Annotated in this window: 11 protein-coding genes and 1 tRNA gene; 8 read left to right on the forward strand and 4 right to left on the reverse strand. The window is 59.5% G+C overall.

All coding sequences use genetic code 11. The features are described from left to right. Window positions 1-17: 17 nt before the first annotated feature. From G5S37_RS05380 to G5S37_RS05410, 7 genes are all read left to right on the forward strand, one after another. The gene (locus G5S37_RS05380) at window positions 18-2096 is read left to right on the forward strand and encodes an exosortase/archaeosortase family protein (protein WP_165201571.1); all 2079 of its coding nucleotides are present in this window, start codon (window positions 18-20) and stop codon (window positions 2094-2096) included. 179 nt (window positions 2097-2275) lie between these two features. Further along, window positions 2276-3370 (forward strand): DUF1080 domain-containing protein, encoded by a 1095-nt coding sequence (locus G5S37_RS05385; RefSeq protein ID WP_165201573.1) that lies wholly within the window; start codon window positions 2276-2278, stop codon window positions 3368-3370. A gap of 66 nt (window positions 3371-3436) precedes the next feature. Continuing rightward, complete coding sequence (locus tag G5S37_RS05390) at window positions 3437-3958, forward strand: hypothetical protein (RefSeq protein WP_165201575.1); 522 nt, start codon at window positions 3437-3439, stop codon at window positions 3956-3958. 273 nt (window positions 3959-4231) lie between these two features. Then, a tRNA-Ser gene (locus tag G5S37_RS05395) sits at window positions 4232-4324 on the forward strand. An 81-nt stretch (window positions 4325-4405) separates the two neighbouring features. Beyond that, a complete protein-coding gene (locus G5S37_RS05400; protein WP_165201577.1) occupies window positions 4406-4834 on the forward strand; it encodes a hypothetical protein in 429 nt (142 codons plus the stop codon). 106 nt (window positions 4835-4940) lie between these two features. Beyond that, entirely contained in the window at window positions 4941-5507 is a 567-nt protein-coding gene (locus G5S37_RS05405; RefSeq protein ID WP_165201579.1) for a TetR/AcrR family transcriptional regulator, read from the forward strand. A 55-nt stretch (window positions 5508-5562) separates the two neighbouring features. Then, window positions 5563-6552 carry an SDR family oxidoreductase gene (locus G5S37_RS05410; protein WP_165201581.1) on the forward strand — a complete coding sequence of 330 codons (990 nt, stop codon included), beginning with the start codon at window positions 5563-5565 and terminating at the stop codon, window positions 6550-6552. A gap of 48 nt (window positions 6553-6600) precedes the next feature. On the opposite strand, the gene G5S37_RS05415 is transcribed toward G5S37_RS05410, so the two are convergent. Both G5S37_RS05415 and G5S37_RS05420 read right to left on the reverse strand, forming a co-directional pair. Then, the gene (locus G5S37_RS05415) at window positions 6601-9237 is read right to left on the reverse strand and encodes a DUF1588 domain-containing protein (protein WP_165201583.1); all 2637 of its coding nucleotides are present in this window, start codon (window positions 9235-9237) and stop codon (window positions 6601-6603) included. Continuing rightward, complete coding sequence (locus tag G5S37_RS05420) at window positions 9237-10517, reverse strand: DUF1552 domain-containing protein (protein WP_165201585.1); 1281 nt, start codon at window positions 10515-10517, stop codon at window positions 9237-9239. Before G5S37_RS05420 ends, G5S37_RS05415 begins: the two co-directional genes overlap by 1 nt. A 231-nt stretch (window positions 10518-10748) precedes the next feature. On the opposite strand from G5S37_RS05420, the gene G5S37_RS05425 reads away from it, so the two are divergent. Continuing rightward, a complete protein-coding gene (locus G5S37_RS05425; protein WP_165201587.1) occupies window positions 10749-11585 on the forward strand; it encodes a ThuA domain-containing protein in 837 nt (278 codons plus the stop codon). Window positions 11586-11609: 24 nt separating this feature from the next. Here G5S37_RS05425 and G5S37_RS05430 read toward each other — a convergent pair whose 3' ends face one another. Beyond that, window positions 11610-12020 (reverse strand): hypothetical protein, encoded by a 411-nt coding sequence (locus G5S37_RS05430; protein WP_165201589.1) that lies wholly within the window; start codon window positions 12018-12020, stop codon window positions 11610-11612. Between the two features lie 11 nt (window positions 12021-12031). After that, on the reverse strand, window positions 12032-14521 hold the full coding sequence (locus tag G5S37_RS05435) for an Hsp70 family protein (protein WP_165201591.1): 2490 nt from the start codon (window positions 14519-14521) through the stop codon (window positions 12032-12034).

Here is a 14521-nt window from a genome sequence, read left to right on the forward strand (position 1 = left end):
GAATCGCATCCCATCCCATGAGCAGTGCCACCCTTACAGCGGAAAAGAAACAGACCGTTGACGCCGCCGTCACATGGACGCGGTGGATTCCGCTCGGAGTGGGTGCGCTGGTGATGGTTTTGCTTTTTGCGGTGTTCCCCTACCAGCACTGGACTTTCGCGACCCGGGGCAGTGTGCTGGAGGGCTGGTGGAAGCTGCTCACCCAGATGCCGGATAATGGCGAGTGGCAGTATTGCCTCGTCGTACCGCTCATCGCCGGCTGGCTCGTCTGGCGGCAGGCGGACCTTCTCAAGAAAATGCCCTTGCACGGTTCCTGGCTGGGCGTGCCGGTCCTTCTGTTCGGCATCTTTGTCTACTGGGCCGGATACAAGGTGGACACCGGCTATCTCGGTTTCGCGGCCCTGCAGATCCTTCTCGCAGGACTCATCCTGCTCCTGGGCGGGAAGGAGTGGATGCGCGCGCTCTTCATCCCGTGGCTGTTCCTGGCCTTTGCGTGGCCTCTTTTCCCCCTCGACAATCTCCTGGCTGCCCGGCTGAAGATTCCCACGGCTCAGATTGCCAGTGGCATCTTGAATACCGTGGGCATTCCCTGCGTGCGCGAGGGGTCCACGCTCCAGTCCATGGCAGACACCGCGGCAGGCCTGCAGCAGGGGGCAAAGTTCACCCTGGATGTGTCGGACTCATGCAGTGGCATGCGTTCGCTGTACGCGCTCATCATGACCGGTGTGCTCTACAGCATGGTGGCGCTCAAGCGCACCGGCCCGCGCCTCCTGCTGGCTGCGAGCACCATTCCGCTGGCCGTGATTGGGAATGTGGTGCGTCTGTTGATGCTGGCCATCGCCTCCCTCGTGGTAGGTCAGGAGTTCGCCGTGGGAAAACAGATCCATGGCAAGCTGGTGGAGGCGTCGCTGGTCAGTGGCGTGATGGCTGGAAAGGATAACCAGGGCAGGGAGGACTTTGTGAAGATCACCGGTGGGCGCCTCGTGGTGGAGAACGTCACGGCGGAGAATCAAATCCAAGGCTGGATTCGCAAGGGGACCCTTGCGGACGGGCGTACCTTCGAGGCGAAGGTGGAGCAGGGCAAGCTCTCCAGCAGCGTGCTGGAAGACGCCACGTTGAGAGAGGTGATGTTCTCCCGTGCCGAAGGAGAGGCGCCGGAGGCCGCCATGTCGGTAGCAGTACTGTCTCAGGCTGGGCTGGAGCGCCCCAGCTACTCCGAATCGAGGCAGGTTGAGTCCTTCTTCCACTTGTTCGCCGGCTTTGTGGTCTTCGGGGTGGCGCTGGGGGGCGTGTTCGGCCTGGCTTCGCTCTTCGAGAGGAAACACTGGAACCAGATGAAGAAGTGGGGACATCAGTCCGGTGCTGGCGCACTCCCACGGGAAGGGCATGCCGCCGCCTCTGCGAATGATGTCATGGCTAAGAGCGGCACCGCCCTGGCCTTGGGAGTCGCTGCCATGGCGATTTGCTGGGTCACGCCCACGGCCGCGCAGCTTGCGGAGTCGAGCTTCCGCCCCGGCCTGCCGGAAATGGTCGGTGAATGTCCGAGCACGGCCCTCACCATGACCAGCAAGGAGCGCGCACTTTTTGACGAAACCGTCAGGCTGGACCGCCGCATGTACCTCACGCCGGACGAACGCCAGGTGCTGGTGACCGTAGTACTGAGCGGCGAGGTGAAAAAGACCCTGCACCAGCCGGAGCGCTGTCTCCCGGACCAGGGCTGGATCATCTCCAACCGGCAGGAAGTGCCCCTGCGACTGAAGGACGGTCGGGAACTCCACGCCACGGTGCTCAGTGTGTTCCGCGACATACTGAAGGACGACGGCACTCGCGTGCGCATGCGCGCGCTGAACCTGTACTGGTATCAGGGCTCGCACGGATACAGCACACCGAGCTACGATGTGAGCAGCTTCGTCAGCTACCGGGATGCCATCCTGCGCAATCTCAACCACCGCTGGGGCCAGGCATCCTTCTTCATGAAGGTGTCCGAGGAGGAAGTTGGCGCGCTTGAGGATCCGCTTGAGGAATTGACCGCCATCCAGTCGCTGAGCTCCTTCGCTGCAGATACTGCGAGCGAAATCCTCAATCCCGAATCTTGATGGAGTCTTGGTGGGGAGTTGAGGTTGGGTTTCTGAGGAGACTCTGCTGAGTCACCCATCGTCGTTTCCGCATGGTTCCGTTCCACGTGAGCCATTGCCGGGCCGCGTTTGAGTTCGTGCATGTGCCGCGCTCTTGCTCTTGCCCTCGCGCCTGCTTTTCCTCTATCCTCTCCAAAGGTATGCGCATTTCCTTGCTTCTCACCGTACTGGTCAGCACCACCACCACGTGTTTGTTGCAGGCACAGTCACCTCCAGCCGCTGTGACCACCACTCCGCCTGCGGCTGCCGGAACTGCGAAGCCGGAGGCATCTGTGCCCGCGCCCGCTGACACGCCTGCACCCGCTCCCAAGCCTGCGAAGCCCAAGGCTTACGACGACCCCGGTGAGACGGATGATGACTTCATCATCCAGGGCGAATACGTGGGCAAGGACAAGGAGGGCAACCGCTTTGGCACGCAGATCATCGCGCTGGGGGACGGGAAATTCGAAGCCGTACGCTACAAGGGTGGCCTGCCCGGCGAGGGTTGGGACGGCGACCGCGGCGACGTGACGCGTGTGCCCGGTGGCCGTGAGCAGGGCGAGATGACCGTGGTCTTCAACGGACCCAAGTCCCGCGGCGAGGCGGACGGCGCGAAAATCTTCGTCACGCAGATGCACAAGGAGCCCATCATGGATCTCAAGCGTGCCTACCGCGAGTCCCCCACCTTGAACGCCGCCCCGCCGGAGAGCGCCTTGGTCCTCTTCGATGGCAAGGGCGTCAATGGCTTCCCCAAGTCCCGCGTGACCAAGGACGGTCTGCTCATGGAGGGCGCTACCAGTGGAGAGACATTCGGCGACTGCACCATCCACGTCGAATTCCGCCTGCCCTACATGCCCACCGCACGCGGCCAGGGACGTGGGAACAGTGGCATCTACCTGCAGGGCCGTTATGAGGTGCAGATGCTCGACAGCTTCGGCCTCGAAGGGAAGGACAACGAATGCGGCGGCATCTACAAGGTCGCCCAGCCCAAGGTGAACATGTGCTACCCGCCGCTGAGCTGGCAGACCTACGACATCGACTTCACCGCCGCAAAGTTTGATGCCTCAGGCAAGAAGACCGCGAACGCCAAACTTACCGTGAAGCATAACGGCGTGCCCATCCACGAGAATGTGGAAATTCCCAACATCACCGGTTCCGCTCCCATCAAGGACGAGAGCGCTACTCCCGGTCCCATCTTCCTGCAGAACCACGGCAACCCGGTGCGCTACCGAAACATCTGGGTAGTGAGGAAGTGAGGGCGAAGCGCATGGGAACGGCGGGCCACCAAGGAAAAGACAATATCAGCTTCTTGGGTTCACCTCATGAAACGACGTCATTGGTTCCTCCTCACAGCAGCGGTCGTGGCATTCGTTGTGATTGCCTGCTTCGCGGACACGATGGTTCTCGAGGTCCTTGGTCCAGTAGCGCTGGTTTGGATTGGTCTTCCCGCGGCACTTGTCAGTGTGTTTCGGCGGCTCTTTCTTAACGACAGTCCGCAGTTGCGTCGTCATTGGCAGAACGTCCTGTACGGCGTGGGTGTGTGCGCCGGTCTTCTCGGACTCGCCATTCCCATCAATCGTTACGTCCATGAGTTGGGTGTCGACGAGGCCAAGGAATATCCTGCACAGGTCGCGCCCCTCCTGGAGGCGTATCGCAAGGCCCACGGCTTCTACCCAAAAAGTCTCGACCAGCTTCCCTCCAAACCTCCCGTCCCCCGCCTCCTTAGTCCTCACAGCTATCACTCATATCGCGACTTCTACAGGTTCTCGTTTCCAAAGCCTGGCGGTATGTTCGAAGGATGGATGTACGATAGCCGGAATCGGACTTGGTGGCTCTCCACCTGACCTGATCTGATCTCCTTCCCATCGAACGGGAAACGGACGATGTGTTGCAGCGGGCTGCCCCGCTTGTCGTGCCGACCGTCTCAGACCATCACCTTTGCACCTCTCCCTCCGCCGTCCTTCTTGGCGCGGATACCCCATGCCAGCCACTGCCCTTTCCATGAGGGCCTTGCCCATCCCCGCCCAAATCTCCGAATTCCGCCCACCAAACTCCGAACTTTCCTTGACTCTTCCTCCCCCCTGCGCAACACTCCGCCTCCCGCACTCAAACTTTCTGGAGAGATGGCTGAGTGGTCGAAAGCGACGGTTTGCTAAATCGTTGTAGCACGTAAAGTGTTACCGAGGGTTCGAATCCCTCTCTCTCCGCCATTTCCTTGTCTCAGAGAGGTGACGACTCGAGTGCCTCGTTTGCGTCTTGATTTTCCTGCCTTCAGAAAGAAGGTCCGATGCATGAGGAGTAGCCGCTTTTTACTTTTGGGATGTCTTGTGCTGGTCGCGGGCTTCATCACCGCAAAAGCCGAGCTTCCACCCTCAGCCTACGAGCAGTTCCAGGCGGATACTCCAGAAGTCTTCCAAATTGAGGTCGACAAGGTTTCTTCGAAGTTTCCCGGCGTATTCGACCGCTCGAAGCGGATCGAAACCGTGCAGGCCACCGTCTTGAAGGTCGTGCGCAGCAAGAGTGGAACGAAGCAGGGGGACAAGATCACCGTACGTTACGAGCGGCTTCTTCCCAAGGACGGGTGGGTGGGGCCCTCCCCGGCTCCGGCCTTGGAGCAAGGCAAGAAATACCCGGCATACCTTTCCAAATCGGACGACGGCACCTTTGGGCTGGGAGCGCGGGGGAAGAGTTTCGAGACCGTGAAGTCGAAGCCCGAGTAACGCACGGTCGATTCTGCCTCATGCCTGCTGTGCACACGCGTCCACGGGACGGAAACCAGGAGTAAAAATAATTGACTGTCCAGTCAGTCATGAATATGGTTCTCGCATGGCCCGCCCGAAAAGCGATGACAAGCGCAACGCGATCATGGACGCGGCTACGCGCGTGATCGTGACGCAAGGGCTGAGCGCGCCGACAGCTACCATCGCCAGGGAAGCGGGCATCTCCAACGGCTCTCTCTTCACCTACTTCGAGACCAAGGCAGATTTGTTCAACCAGCTCTACCTCGAACTGAAAAGTGGGATGGCGGCCGTGATTCTGGAGAAATTTCCAGCGAAGGCGGACCTTCGCAAACAGGCGTTCCACGTCTGGTCCAACTGGACGCAGTGGGCCAGCACCAGCCCCGACAAGCGCCGTGCCCTGACGCAGCTCAATGTGTCTGATCTCATCACCCCGGAGACCCGAGCGGCCGCCCAAAAGGCCATGGGTGGTCTTGCCGATATGGTGGAGCAGATGCGGGCCGGCGGGTCGATGCGTAATGCGCCCATGAGTTTTGTCGGCGCGCTCATGACCTCGATTGCCGAAACAACGATGGACTTCATGGTCAGTGACCCCGCCAGGGCGAAGCAGCACTGCAAGACGGGTTTTGAAGCCTTCTGGAGAGCCATGTCATAATTTTTGCAGTGAAAAAAGAGTGTCTGGACAGTCAATAAAACAAAGGACCATCAATATGACGAACCTTGGTGCCATCACATCCGTCGGAGCAGTGCCTGTGAGCATTGATGCCAACTGGTCAGCCTCCGACATTCCCTCTCAGAATGGGCGCTTGGCGGTCATCACGGGAACCGGAGGAATCGGATTTGAGACGGCCCTGGCACTTGCTCGTGCCGGCGGCGAAGTCATCATCGCTGGACGTAATGCGGACAAAGGTATGGATGCCGTTGCGAGAATTTGCGCTGACGTGCGGTCTGCCAGAGCTCGCTTCGAAAAACTCGATCTCGCCAGTCTGGAGTCCATCAACGACTTCGGCGCGCGTCTGCGGAGTCAGCGCAAGAGCCTCAATCTACTGGTCAACAACGCCGCAGTGATGAATCCCCCTGAGCGAAAGGAAACCGCGGATGGCTTTGAGCTGCAGTTCGGCACCAACTATCTCGGCCACTTCGCCCTCACGCTGCAACTCCTGCCGTTGTTGTGCCTTGGCAGGGATGCGCGGGTGATCACGGTGTCGAGTATTGCGGCGCGGAGTGGAGCCATCAACTTCGAGGACCTGCAGGCGGAGCGCAGCTACAAGCCGATGCGCGTTTACAGCCAGTCCAAGCTGGCCTGTCTCATGTTCGCGTTGGAACTGCAGCGGCGCAGCAAGGCCGGTCGGTTGGGCATCACCAGCATCGCCGCACACCCCGGTGTTTCGCGCACCGATCTTTTGCACAACGCTCCCGGTCGCTGGAGTCCCACGGGCATGATGCGCAGCTTGCTGTGGTTCTTGTTCCAGCCTGCATCACAGGGTGCGCTGCCTTCGCTCTTTGCCGCTACCTCACCAAACGCGGAGGGAGGCGGCTACTATGGTCCCGCGAGACTTGGCGAAACCCGTGGTGCGCCCGCTCAGGCAGGCATCCCCAGACAGGCTTTGAGCCTGGGAAATGCCTCCCGCTTGTGGGAGTTCTCCGAGCGTCTCACAGGCATGACGATGCTGGTACCAGGTCCCGTTGCAGACGCATGAGCCGGACTACGGAGCTCGGATCAGGCATCTGAGACTGAGGGTGGGAACTCACCGCGTCCTGAACGTCTTGCTCTCCATCAGGGCGAGAACCAGATCGCGGAAGCCACCTTTGTCCTGCTCGATCTTTGCCACGATCTCCTTCAGCTCGTGCTTCTCCGCGTAGCTCGGAACCCGTCCCGTGGCATAGATCATCAGCTTCTCCGCGAGACATTGGCCGAAGACATCAATGTGAGTCACGATCCAGCGCTTCAGGTCCGCATAGTCTTTGACCTGGGTACCGTCAGGTAGCACGCCGGAGGGATCGATCTTCACATTGATGTGCGGCCATTCATCACGCCAGCCACCCACGGGATCGAAGTTTTCCAGCACAAAGCCGATGGGGTCGATCTGTTGGTGACAGCCCTTGCAGTCGGCAGACTTTGTATGGGCGGCGAGCAGATCGCGTGGCGTTTTCGCGCCCTGTGTATCTGGGGTCAGTGCCGGCACGTTGGCGGGCGGGGGAGGAAGGGGAATGCCGAGGATGTTATGCAGCACCCACACGCCACGGAGCACGGGCTGGGTATCGACACCATTGGCAGTGGCCATGAGGATGGCGGATTGCCCCAGCAAACCACCGCGCACCCCACCACGTGGAATGGGCAGCCGCTCCATCCTGCGGTGTTCGGCCACGTACGTGGTATTGGGATTCACAGGCTTCTCGTTTTCCACCTTGTAGTCATAGTTCTCCATCGCGAAGCGCTTGGAGGTGACGATGAAATCCGGGTCGATGAAATCGCGCAGAGGGCGATTCTCGTGCAGCATGATGAAGAAGAAATGCTCCACCTCCGCCTTGGCGAGTTCCACTTCCTCCGGCGAGAATCCGAACTTCTCATCGGGCATGATCTCGGGCAGCAGACGCGTGTCCAGCCACTGCTCGGTGAAGTCGCGAATCATGGGCGAGCCGGGCGACTTGGGCAGTAGCGATTCGAGCGTGGCGCGGTAGACCTTCGGATCGGCGAGCTTCCCGCCGCGGGCCTGCAGGGCGATGTTGCTGGTGGGCGTGTCGCGTGTCAGGAAGTAGGCGACCCGGCTCGCGAGGTCGAGCTGATCCAGTTCACCGGGGTTGGTCTCACGATAGAGGAAGCGCGGTGAGACCAGCGTGCTGCGCAGCATGAGGTGCATGCCTTCATCAAAGGTGTGCCCTTCAGCCCAGTGGTTCTTGGCGATCTCGAGGTAGCTCTGGCGAACTTCATCACTCGGTACGCGGCGGAAGAGCCGCGGGAGGAAGAGGCGCAGGCCGCGGTCCGCATAGACCTCGTCACTCTCACCCTGCTTTCGCGTGCCGAAGTTCCACTCGCGCCACTCGCGGCGCTTCAGATCCTGTGGGCCTTCGACGAGTTCAAGCGGCCCCTCCACCGTCACCCCGTGCAGCTGCAGGGCGGGTCCGTTCTCATGGTAGTAATAGGTGAGGGTGTCACCCAACTCACGCGACGTGCCGTCATCCTTGGCCATGGCGAGGGCCATCTCCGTGTAGCGATTGCCGGGAACAGCATCGGCCATGTTCAGGTTGGGATTCTTGTAGTGACGCTGGAAGATGTTCCAGCCATTGCGCCCGCGCAGAGGCGTCACCGAGATGCGCTTCCTGGGGTTCCCGGGGAAGAGCATTTCCTGCCAGGCGGCAAGGAAGCGCTGGTCCTGGAAGTGATGTGTCAGCAGCGCGGAAAAGGCTTCAGGCTCATGATCCAGTTCGGCATTGACCCAGCGGAACAGGGGGGTCTGCCCTTCATACAGGGCAGCTTCGAAGGTCACCGTTTCAGGAGTTTCCTTGGTGACTTCGATTTCCTTGAGCAGGCGAAACGCGGTGGCGCGGGAGCGGTCTGTGGCCGCTACATCACGAGCCCGCACTTCCAGGATCATCGGCTGATCATCCTTGGGACGGAAGGCGGAGGTGCTCACGGTGATCCGGTAGATCCCTGAAGTGGTCACCTCGATTTTGCTCGGCCAGGTGGAGCTTCGCATGATGTCGAGACTGCGCGAAGCCAGGCGCAGGGCGTCTCCATGAAGCGTCGAGGCGGAGAAGCTCAGTACCAGATCCTTCACGCCGGCGGTCTTCTTGGTCACCGGAGGTTTCACCTTGGCCGGGGGAAAGATCTCGTCCGCAATCTGCCGGGCGACATCGTGATACGCCTCAAGAAGGGGAGGTGAGAGAACGAGCGACTCGCTCACGGTATCAAAGCCGTGATCACGCGTGTCTCTGGGGAATCCGGTGGGAAGCTCGAAGTCCCCCATCTGGAAGACCGTGCGGATGGAGTTGCGGTACTCCAGCCGGTTCAGCCGACGAGGCAACGTGCCGCCGATGGGCGTGTGCTGCGTGAGCTGCCCATCGAGATAGCTGAGAAGAGTTTGTTTCTCCTCGGGCGTCATCTGCTTGCGATTCACCGGCGGCATCTGCTGGTAAGTCACCGCATTGAAGGCCTTCTCCCACATCTTGGCGGCACCATCCGCGCTCCAATCGATCGCAGGGCGGTCAAGATTGATGCCACCCTTCGCCACGTCGGCGTCGTGACATTTGAAACAGTGCTGATCCAACACCGCGACAACCGCCTCAGGAACCGGAGAGGTCTTCTTCTCCTCCGCCTTTGCGAACGTCGTGGTCAGACAAACAACTCCACCCAACAACTTCCAGCCCACTCCCAAACGCGACATTACGAGAACAGATGGTTGAGATTGCGCGAGGCGTTTGAGAAGGAATTCGTCTCCACACCGAGTCGTTGCTTCAGGGTGATGTACAGGTCCCCGAGCAGCGGTGCGTCCTTCGCCTTCGCATCGATGGCGAGGTGCTGACCATGCTTGAAGCCACCCCCGGCGACCAGCGTCGGCAGGTTGGCATTGCTGTGGCGGCTGGCATCTCCCATGCCCGTACCGAGCAGAATCACCGTATCGTCGAGCAGTGATTTGCCTTGAGGATTCTTCTTTTCCGAAAGCTGCCGCAGGAATCCGGCAAAGCACTCCATGTGCGCGCGCTCGATGGCGAGAAGGTCGCGAATCATCTCGGGATCATTCCCGTGATGCGAGAGGGCGTGGTAACCGGCTTTCAACACTTCACCGTCGATGGCGAATACTTGTCCCAGGCCATCAAGGAAAAGCGACATCACCCGCGTGGAGCCCGAGTCCATCGCCAGGGTCATGAGATCATACATGATGGAGCCCGCCTCCATTTGCAGGTTGGGCGTGATGGGATCGTAACTGGGCAGCTTGTAGCCTGGGTCTTTTGCAGGCTGATCCAGCGCGACCAGCTGGCGTTCCATCTTCTTTTCCACACTGCGGAAGGAGTCGAAGAACTCGTCGAGCTTTTCCTTGTCGCGCTGGGGCAGGTTGGCCTGCAGGCGCTTGGCATCGTCCAGCACGCTATCCAGGGAACTCTGGCCGCTCTTGATGAGGTACTCCGTGCGCTCTCTGGAGGCCTGGGAGGCGAAGAGCTGGCGGTAGAGCACGCTGGGCCGCAGGATGGGCGGCAGTCCCACGCCCTGCTTGGTGAAGCTCATCGACTTGGCGCCCTCGCCCATGCCTGTGGCCAGCTCGATGGAGGCGAAGCGTGACTTCCCACCGAGTTGATCGGCAAGCTGCTGGTCCAGCGAGTAGGCGCCAGGGGTGTTGCCGCAGAGGAAGTTCGGCCACGCCGTGTGGCCATTGGCCGCGCGGTGATCGAGACCGGAGAAAACAGTGAATTTGTTGCGGAAGGGCTCGAGTGGCTTCAGGCTGGTCGGCATCTCATAGCCCTTGCCTGCCGTCGTGGGGAAGAATGCCGGCTGATGCCAGCCCAGATAGGAGCCAATGGCGACAAAGTTTTTAGCACCTTTGGCAGCCGTGGTGGCTGCTGCGGCCTTTGAGCTCAGGGCTTCCAGGGCTGGCAACGCGATCAGCGCGGACGCACTGCGGAGAAATTGGCGGCGGTTGAGTGTCGGGGGCGACGAGTGATGGGACATTGAAAAGCAGACGGGGGTTCGGGACGGCTACCGCAGAACGGAGCAATGAAGAGAAGCGACTGCGTCTGAATTCATTGAGCCAAGCACGATACGCACCGGGAGCGGGGCAGATTTCTGGAACTGCCAGTGATCCCTTTTATATTCAACCGCTTTTATTCCTCTGCGAGCCCTTGTACTCGCGCGTAAGAAAATCCTTGCGAGGCGGAGACAATCTGTGACGAAATTTGCACAATGAAAAATTTTGCCCGCACCCTCGCATTGCTCCTCCTTGCCTGCGGCCTCAAGACCTTTGCTCACGAACCGAGCGTGGCTCAAGCTGCCGTCCCCGGCAAGGGGCTCCGGGTGCTGGTGTATTCCAACACCGCTTTCTACCGGCATCCGGACATTCCGGGCATCAATCGCTGGCTCGTCCTGCTCGGACATGAGAACGGCTTTGAGGTGGATGTGACGGAGCACTTCAAGGACATGACACCTCCGGTGCTGGCGAAGTACGATGTGCTCCTGCTGAACAACGCCAACGAACTCGACAAGGTCCTGCCAGAGGAGCAGCGCAAGGCCGTGGAAGATTGGTTCACCAAAGGCAAGAAAGGCATCGTGGGCCTGCACGCTGCACTGGTGCACCAGACGAACTGGCCGTGGCTGAACCAACTCGGCGGTTGTGACTTCAACAGCGACTCAGACTTCATGAAGGCGAAGGTCACCATCGATCCCGCGGCAAAAGATTTTCCCGGACTGAAAGGCGAGCCGTCTGAATTCACGATCGAGGCAGACTGGACGAACCACGACCGCAGCGTCACCGGCCTTCCCGGCTTCAAGGTCCTGATGCGTGTGGACGAATCCACCTACACGCCCGTGCGCGAGTATTTCAAGACCCGCAATGGCAAGCCCATGGGCGCAGATCACCCCATCGCTTGGACTCATGAACCCGCCACTGGTGGTCGTTTCTTCTACACCGAGTTCGGCCACGATCTGCGCTCCCTGAGCACACCTTTCGTGAGGAAGTTCATCCTCGAAGGCATCAAGTGGTCAGGGGAATCGGCGATGGTGGCGAAGGAGAAGAAGCAGTAGTGAATGGAGGGGGATGAACGTCGGCTAGAGCTTCGGCGCCACCAAGAGCCCTACGCCGAGTGAAGTGATCAGGGCGAGGATGGCAAGGGCGATCCTCCACGTGATCACCATCACCTTGTCGCGATAGGCCTTGAATTCCTTCAAAGCCTCAAGACATGCCCTGGATTTCTCCTGGCCTTCGCCCGCGCGGGAGATGACCTCCTCCCAGCGAGCCCGGGCTTCCTCGAATCGGCCCTGCTGGACATGAATGCGTGCCAGAAGATCCAGCTCCGCGACACTCGCGCGGCTGATACCTCCATGGCAAAGCACCTTCTCTGCTTCTTCCAGCAGATTGAATGAAGCCAGTTCAGCGGCACGCGCCATGCGCAGCCGCATATTCAGGTCCCGGCACATGAGGTCCATCTCCGGGACTTCTTCCTTCGATGAGGGAGGCATAACAAGCGGTGTTACAGAATGGTCGCTCCAATGCCTCTCTGGGCCTTTTGCGCCTCGTCTGGTGGCAACAGGTTCCACAACTTGCGTACCACATCCTGAAGCCCGTCGATGTTGTTTTGTTGCAGGTAGTTCCGCCCGCGTTCGAGCAGTCGCTCGGCCGCGTTCACGTCTTGAAACTTGCTGCGATCGCGTTCAAGCCGCCGGAACTGGTCCACCCAGAATCCTGGAAGTGAGAAAAGGATCTGCGCATACAGAGAGTTGCCCTCCCTGATACGTGTTGCCAGGCGATCGGTCTGTTTTTTGGTAATGATCGAATCCACAAGTTCGGACCAGTCTTCCACCTTGTCGCGCTGGGCACCTGTACCGTGTTCACTTGCAAGCTTCTTGAGATCCTCCTGCAATTCCCGGGCCTCTGAGACGAGGGTCGGCCACTTGAGTTTCTCTTCGACGGAATCCAGCTTGAGCTGAAACTCCAGGAGTCTCGCCTGCGCTTTTTCAGCGGCCGCGGGATCCCCTTTGGCGGCACGCACGACGTCATCGCGCTCTTGATCGGCTTCGAGTTTGTCCAGTTCCCCAGTAACATCACTTTCCTCGGCTTCTGCTGCCTTCCCTTTCAAGGTGTCCAATCGTACTTTCTCGGCCTTCAGTGTTTGAACAAGCACTGTCGGATCAGCACTGGCTTTTTCTACCTCCAATTGTTTGGTGAACTCTTCGTCCAACAGAGGGAAATACGTCTCGAGGATCAAGGTACGGGATTCGCTGACTCTCAAGGTGAGTTCCATGTCAGCCCCCATCGGCAGGTCCCGTTTGATCATGGAAGAATCAATAATGAGCCTGCCAATCTCCCGGTTGCGGTCGGCGTGTTCATTCTCGCCCTCGATGATGGGAATCTGGATGGAGTCACCAGGCTGGCCGGCTTTCAGCGTCACGGTGGTCTTGTAGGCCGTGGGCCAGCGCTTCTTCTGTGGCAATCCCGATCCACTCTTGAAGAACACGTCCACGGTATTGTCGGCTTTGGCGAGTCCGATGGATTTCACCAGAGGTTGCTCTTCAATGACCGCGCCGATGGTGTACACCACGTGGTCGGGTACAGGCTTTTGATGGGTTCCCTGCGGATCCACGATTTCGATGTGGAAGGTGTTTCGAAACCCTTTTTCGGCCAGCAGATTGGCCATGAAAGCGCCTTCGTTGTTGAGCGGAACCTGGCCGCTTCTCCACTTGGTATCGCGGTTCACGAATTCAATGGTGAATCCGGATGTGGAAGTTCCAGATGGGCTGGTCACTTTCCCGGCAATGAGCGGATCGTTGTCGTGCCCCACCGTCTTGTATTTGTCCGAGATATTCACCTGGAACTCGCCCACCGTTGCCTTCCTCTGTAGCTTGGCGTCGATCTTCTGCGTCCCTGAAAACACCGCCGCACCACGCGCCACCACCGTCAGAGGATCCTGGCTGAAATCAATCGGGATGCCCAGACCAGAAGCAAGCATTTCGCGGAAGTAGGGAGCCTTGGTCGGCCCTCCTACAACGATGACTTTCTGCACTGCGTGGCTTCCGAGATTTTTTTCCTGGAGCACTTTGCGGCAGATATCGACTGACCGGATGATGATGGGTTCGGCAATGCGAATCAGATCATCACGGGTCACAATCAACTCATCACATTCAATGGTATCGCCTGACGCGTCTTCAAACGTGACGCCTCCGCTGAGAGTGGTCTTGTGTTTGGTGGAAAGCTCGATTTTGGCATTCTCCACGGCGTGCTTGATGCGCATCAGCACCAGTTTCCAGCGATCGGATCCGCGATTGAAGTCAGGGAGATCGTAGTTCCTGATCAATTGAGGAGCGATCAACTTTTCGACGATTGCCCAATCGATATCCGAACCACCCAGGAAGTTGTCGCCGCCGTGATGCACAACGTTAATCATGCCCTCCTCTGCTCGGATCAGAGCTGCATCGAAAGTGCCGCCGCCGAAGTCATAGACCAGCCAGTAGGCCTTTTCGGAGTCGATCTGGAATCCGTAGGCGAGGGCTGCGGCCACGGGTTCTTGAAGCAAGGGGCTGGAAACGAGTCCGGCCAGCTCAGCCGCTCGTCGGGTCGCATCGCACTGATGCAGTTCGAAGGCCGCTGGGACCGTGATCACCGCGGACTGGATGGCTTCACCAGTGGCGGCTTCCACGGAGCGCCGCAGTTCCTTCAGTACCTCGGAAGACAGGTCTTCCGGCTTGCGCAGCTGGCCGCTGGAACCAAACCGATACTGATGCGGCGTTCCCATCTGGCGCTTGAACTCGACGTAGGCATCCTCGTAGCTGCGATCACCCACCGTGGCGTTCTTGGCGCGAGTTCCCACGCGAACCACGCCCTGCTTGTTGATGAACACGGCGGAAGGCGTGACGTCCTGGTCGTCCACATTCTTGATGATCTGTGGCTCCACGCCATTCAGTACAGCAATCGCGCTGTTTGTGGTGCCAAGGTCGATCCCAAAATCAATCGTGCTTCTGCTCAT

The sequence above is a fragment of the Roseimicrobium sp. ORNL1 genome, assembly GCF_011044495.1.
Lineage (GTDB): Bacteria > Verrucomicrobiota > Verrucomicrobiia > Verrucomicrobiales > Verrucomicrobiaceae > Roseimicrobium.

Bases quoted from the DNA above. Each gene is read 5' to 3' on its own strand.
- G5S37_RS05425 (WP_165201587.1), top strand. From the start codon at position 10,749: ATGAAAAATTTTGCCCGCACCCTCGCATTGCTCCTCCTTGCCTGCGGC.
- G5S37_RS05420 (WP_165201585.1), bottom strand. From the start codon at position 10,517: ATGTCCCATCACTCGTCGCCCCCGACACTCAACCGCCGCCAATTTCTC.
- G5S37_RS05435 (WP_165201591.1), bottom strand. From the start codon at position 14,521: ATGAGCAGAAGCACGATTGATTTTGGGATCGACCTTGGCACCACAAAC.
- G5S37_RS05405 (WP_165201579.1), top strand. From the start codon at position 4,941: ATGGCCCGCCCGAAAAGCGATGACAAGCGCAACGCGATCATGGACGCG.
- G5S37_RS05430 (WP_165201589.1), bottom strand. From the start codon at position 12,020: ATGCCTCCCTCATCGAAGGAAGAAGTCCCGGAGATGGACCTCATGTGC.
- G5S37_RS05380 (WP_165201571.1), top strand. From the start codon at position 18: ATGAGCAGTGCCACCCTTACAGCGGAAAAGAAACAGACCGTTGACGCC.
- G5S37_RS05390 (WP_165201575.1), top strand. From the start codon at position 3,437: ATGAAACGACGTCATTGGTTCCTCCTCACAGCAGCGGTCGTGGCATTC.
- G5S37_RS05415 (WP_165201583.1), bottom strand. From the start codon at position 9,237: ATGTCGCGTTTGGGAGTGGGCTGGAAGTTGTTGGGTGGAGTTGTTTGT.
- G5S37_RS05410 (WP_165201581.1), top strand. From the start codon at position 5,563: ATGACGAACCTTGGTGCCATCACATCCGTCGGAGCAGTGCCTGTGAGC.
- G5S37_RS05400 (WP_165201577.1), top strand. From the start codon at position 4,406: ATGAGGAGTAGCCGCTTTTTACTTTTGGGATGTCTTGTGCTGGTCGCG.
- G5S37_RS05385 (WP_165201573.1), top strand. From the start codon at position 2,276: ATGCGCATTTCCTTGCTTCTCACCGTACTGGTCAGCACCACCACCACG.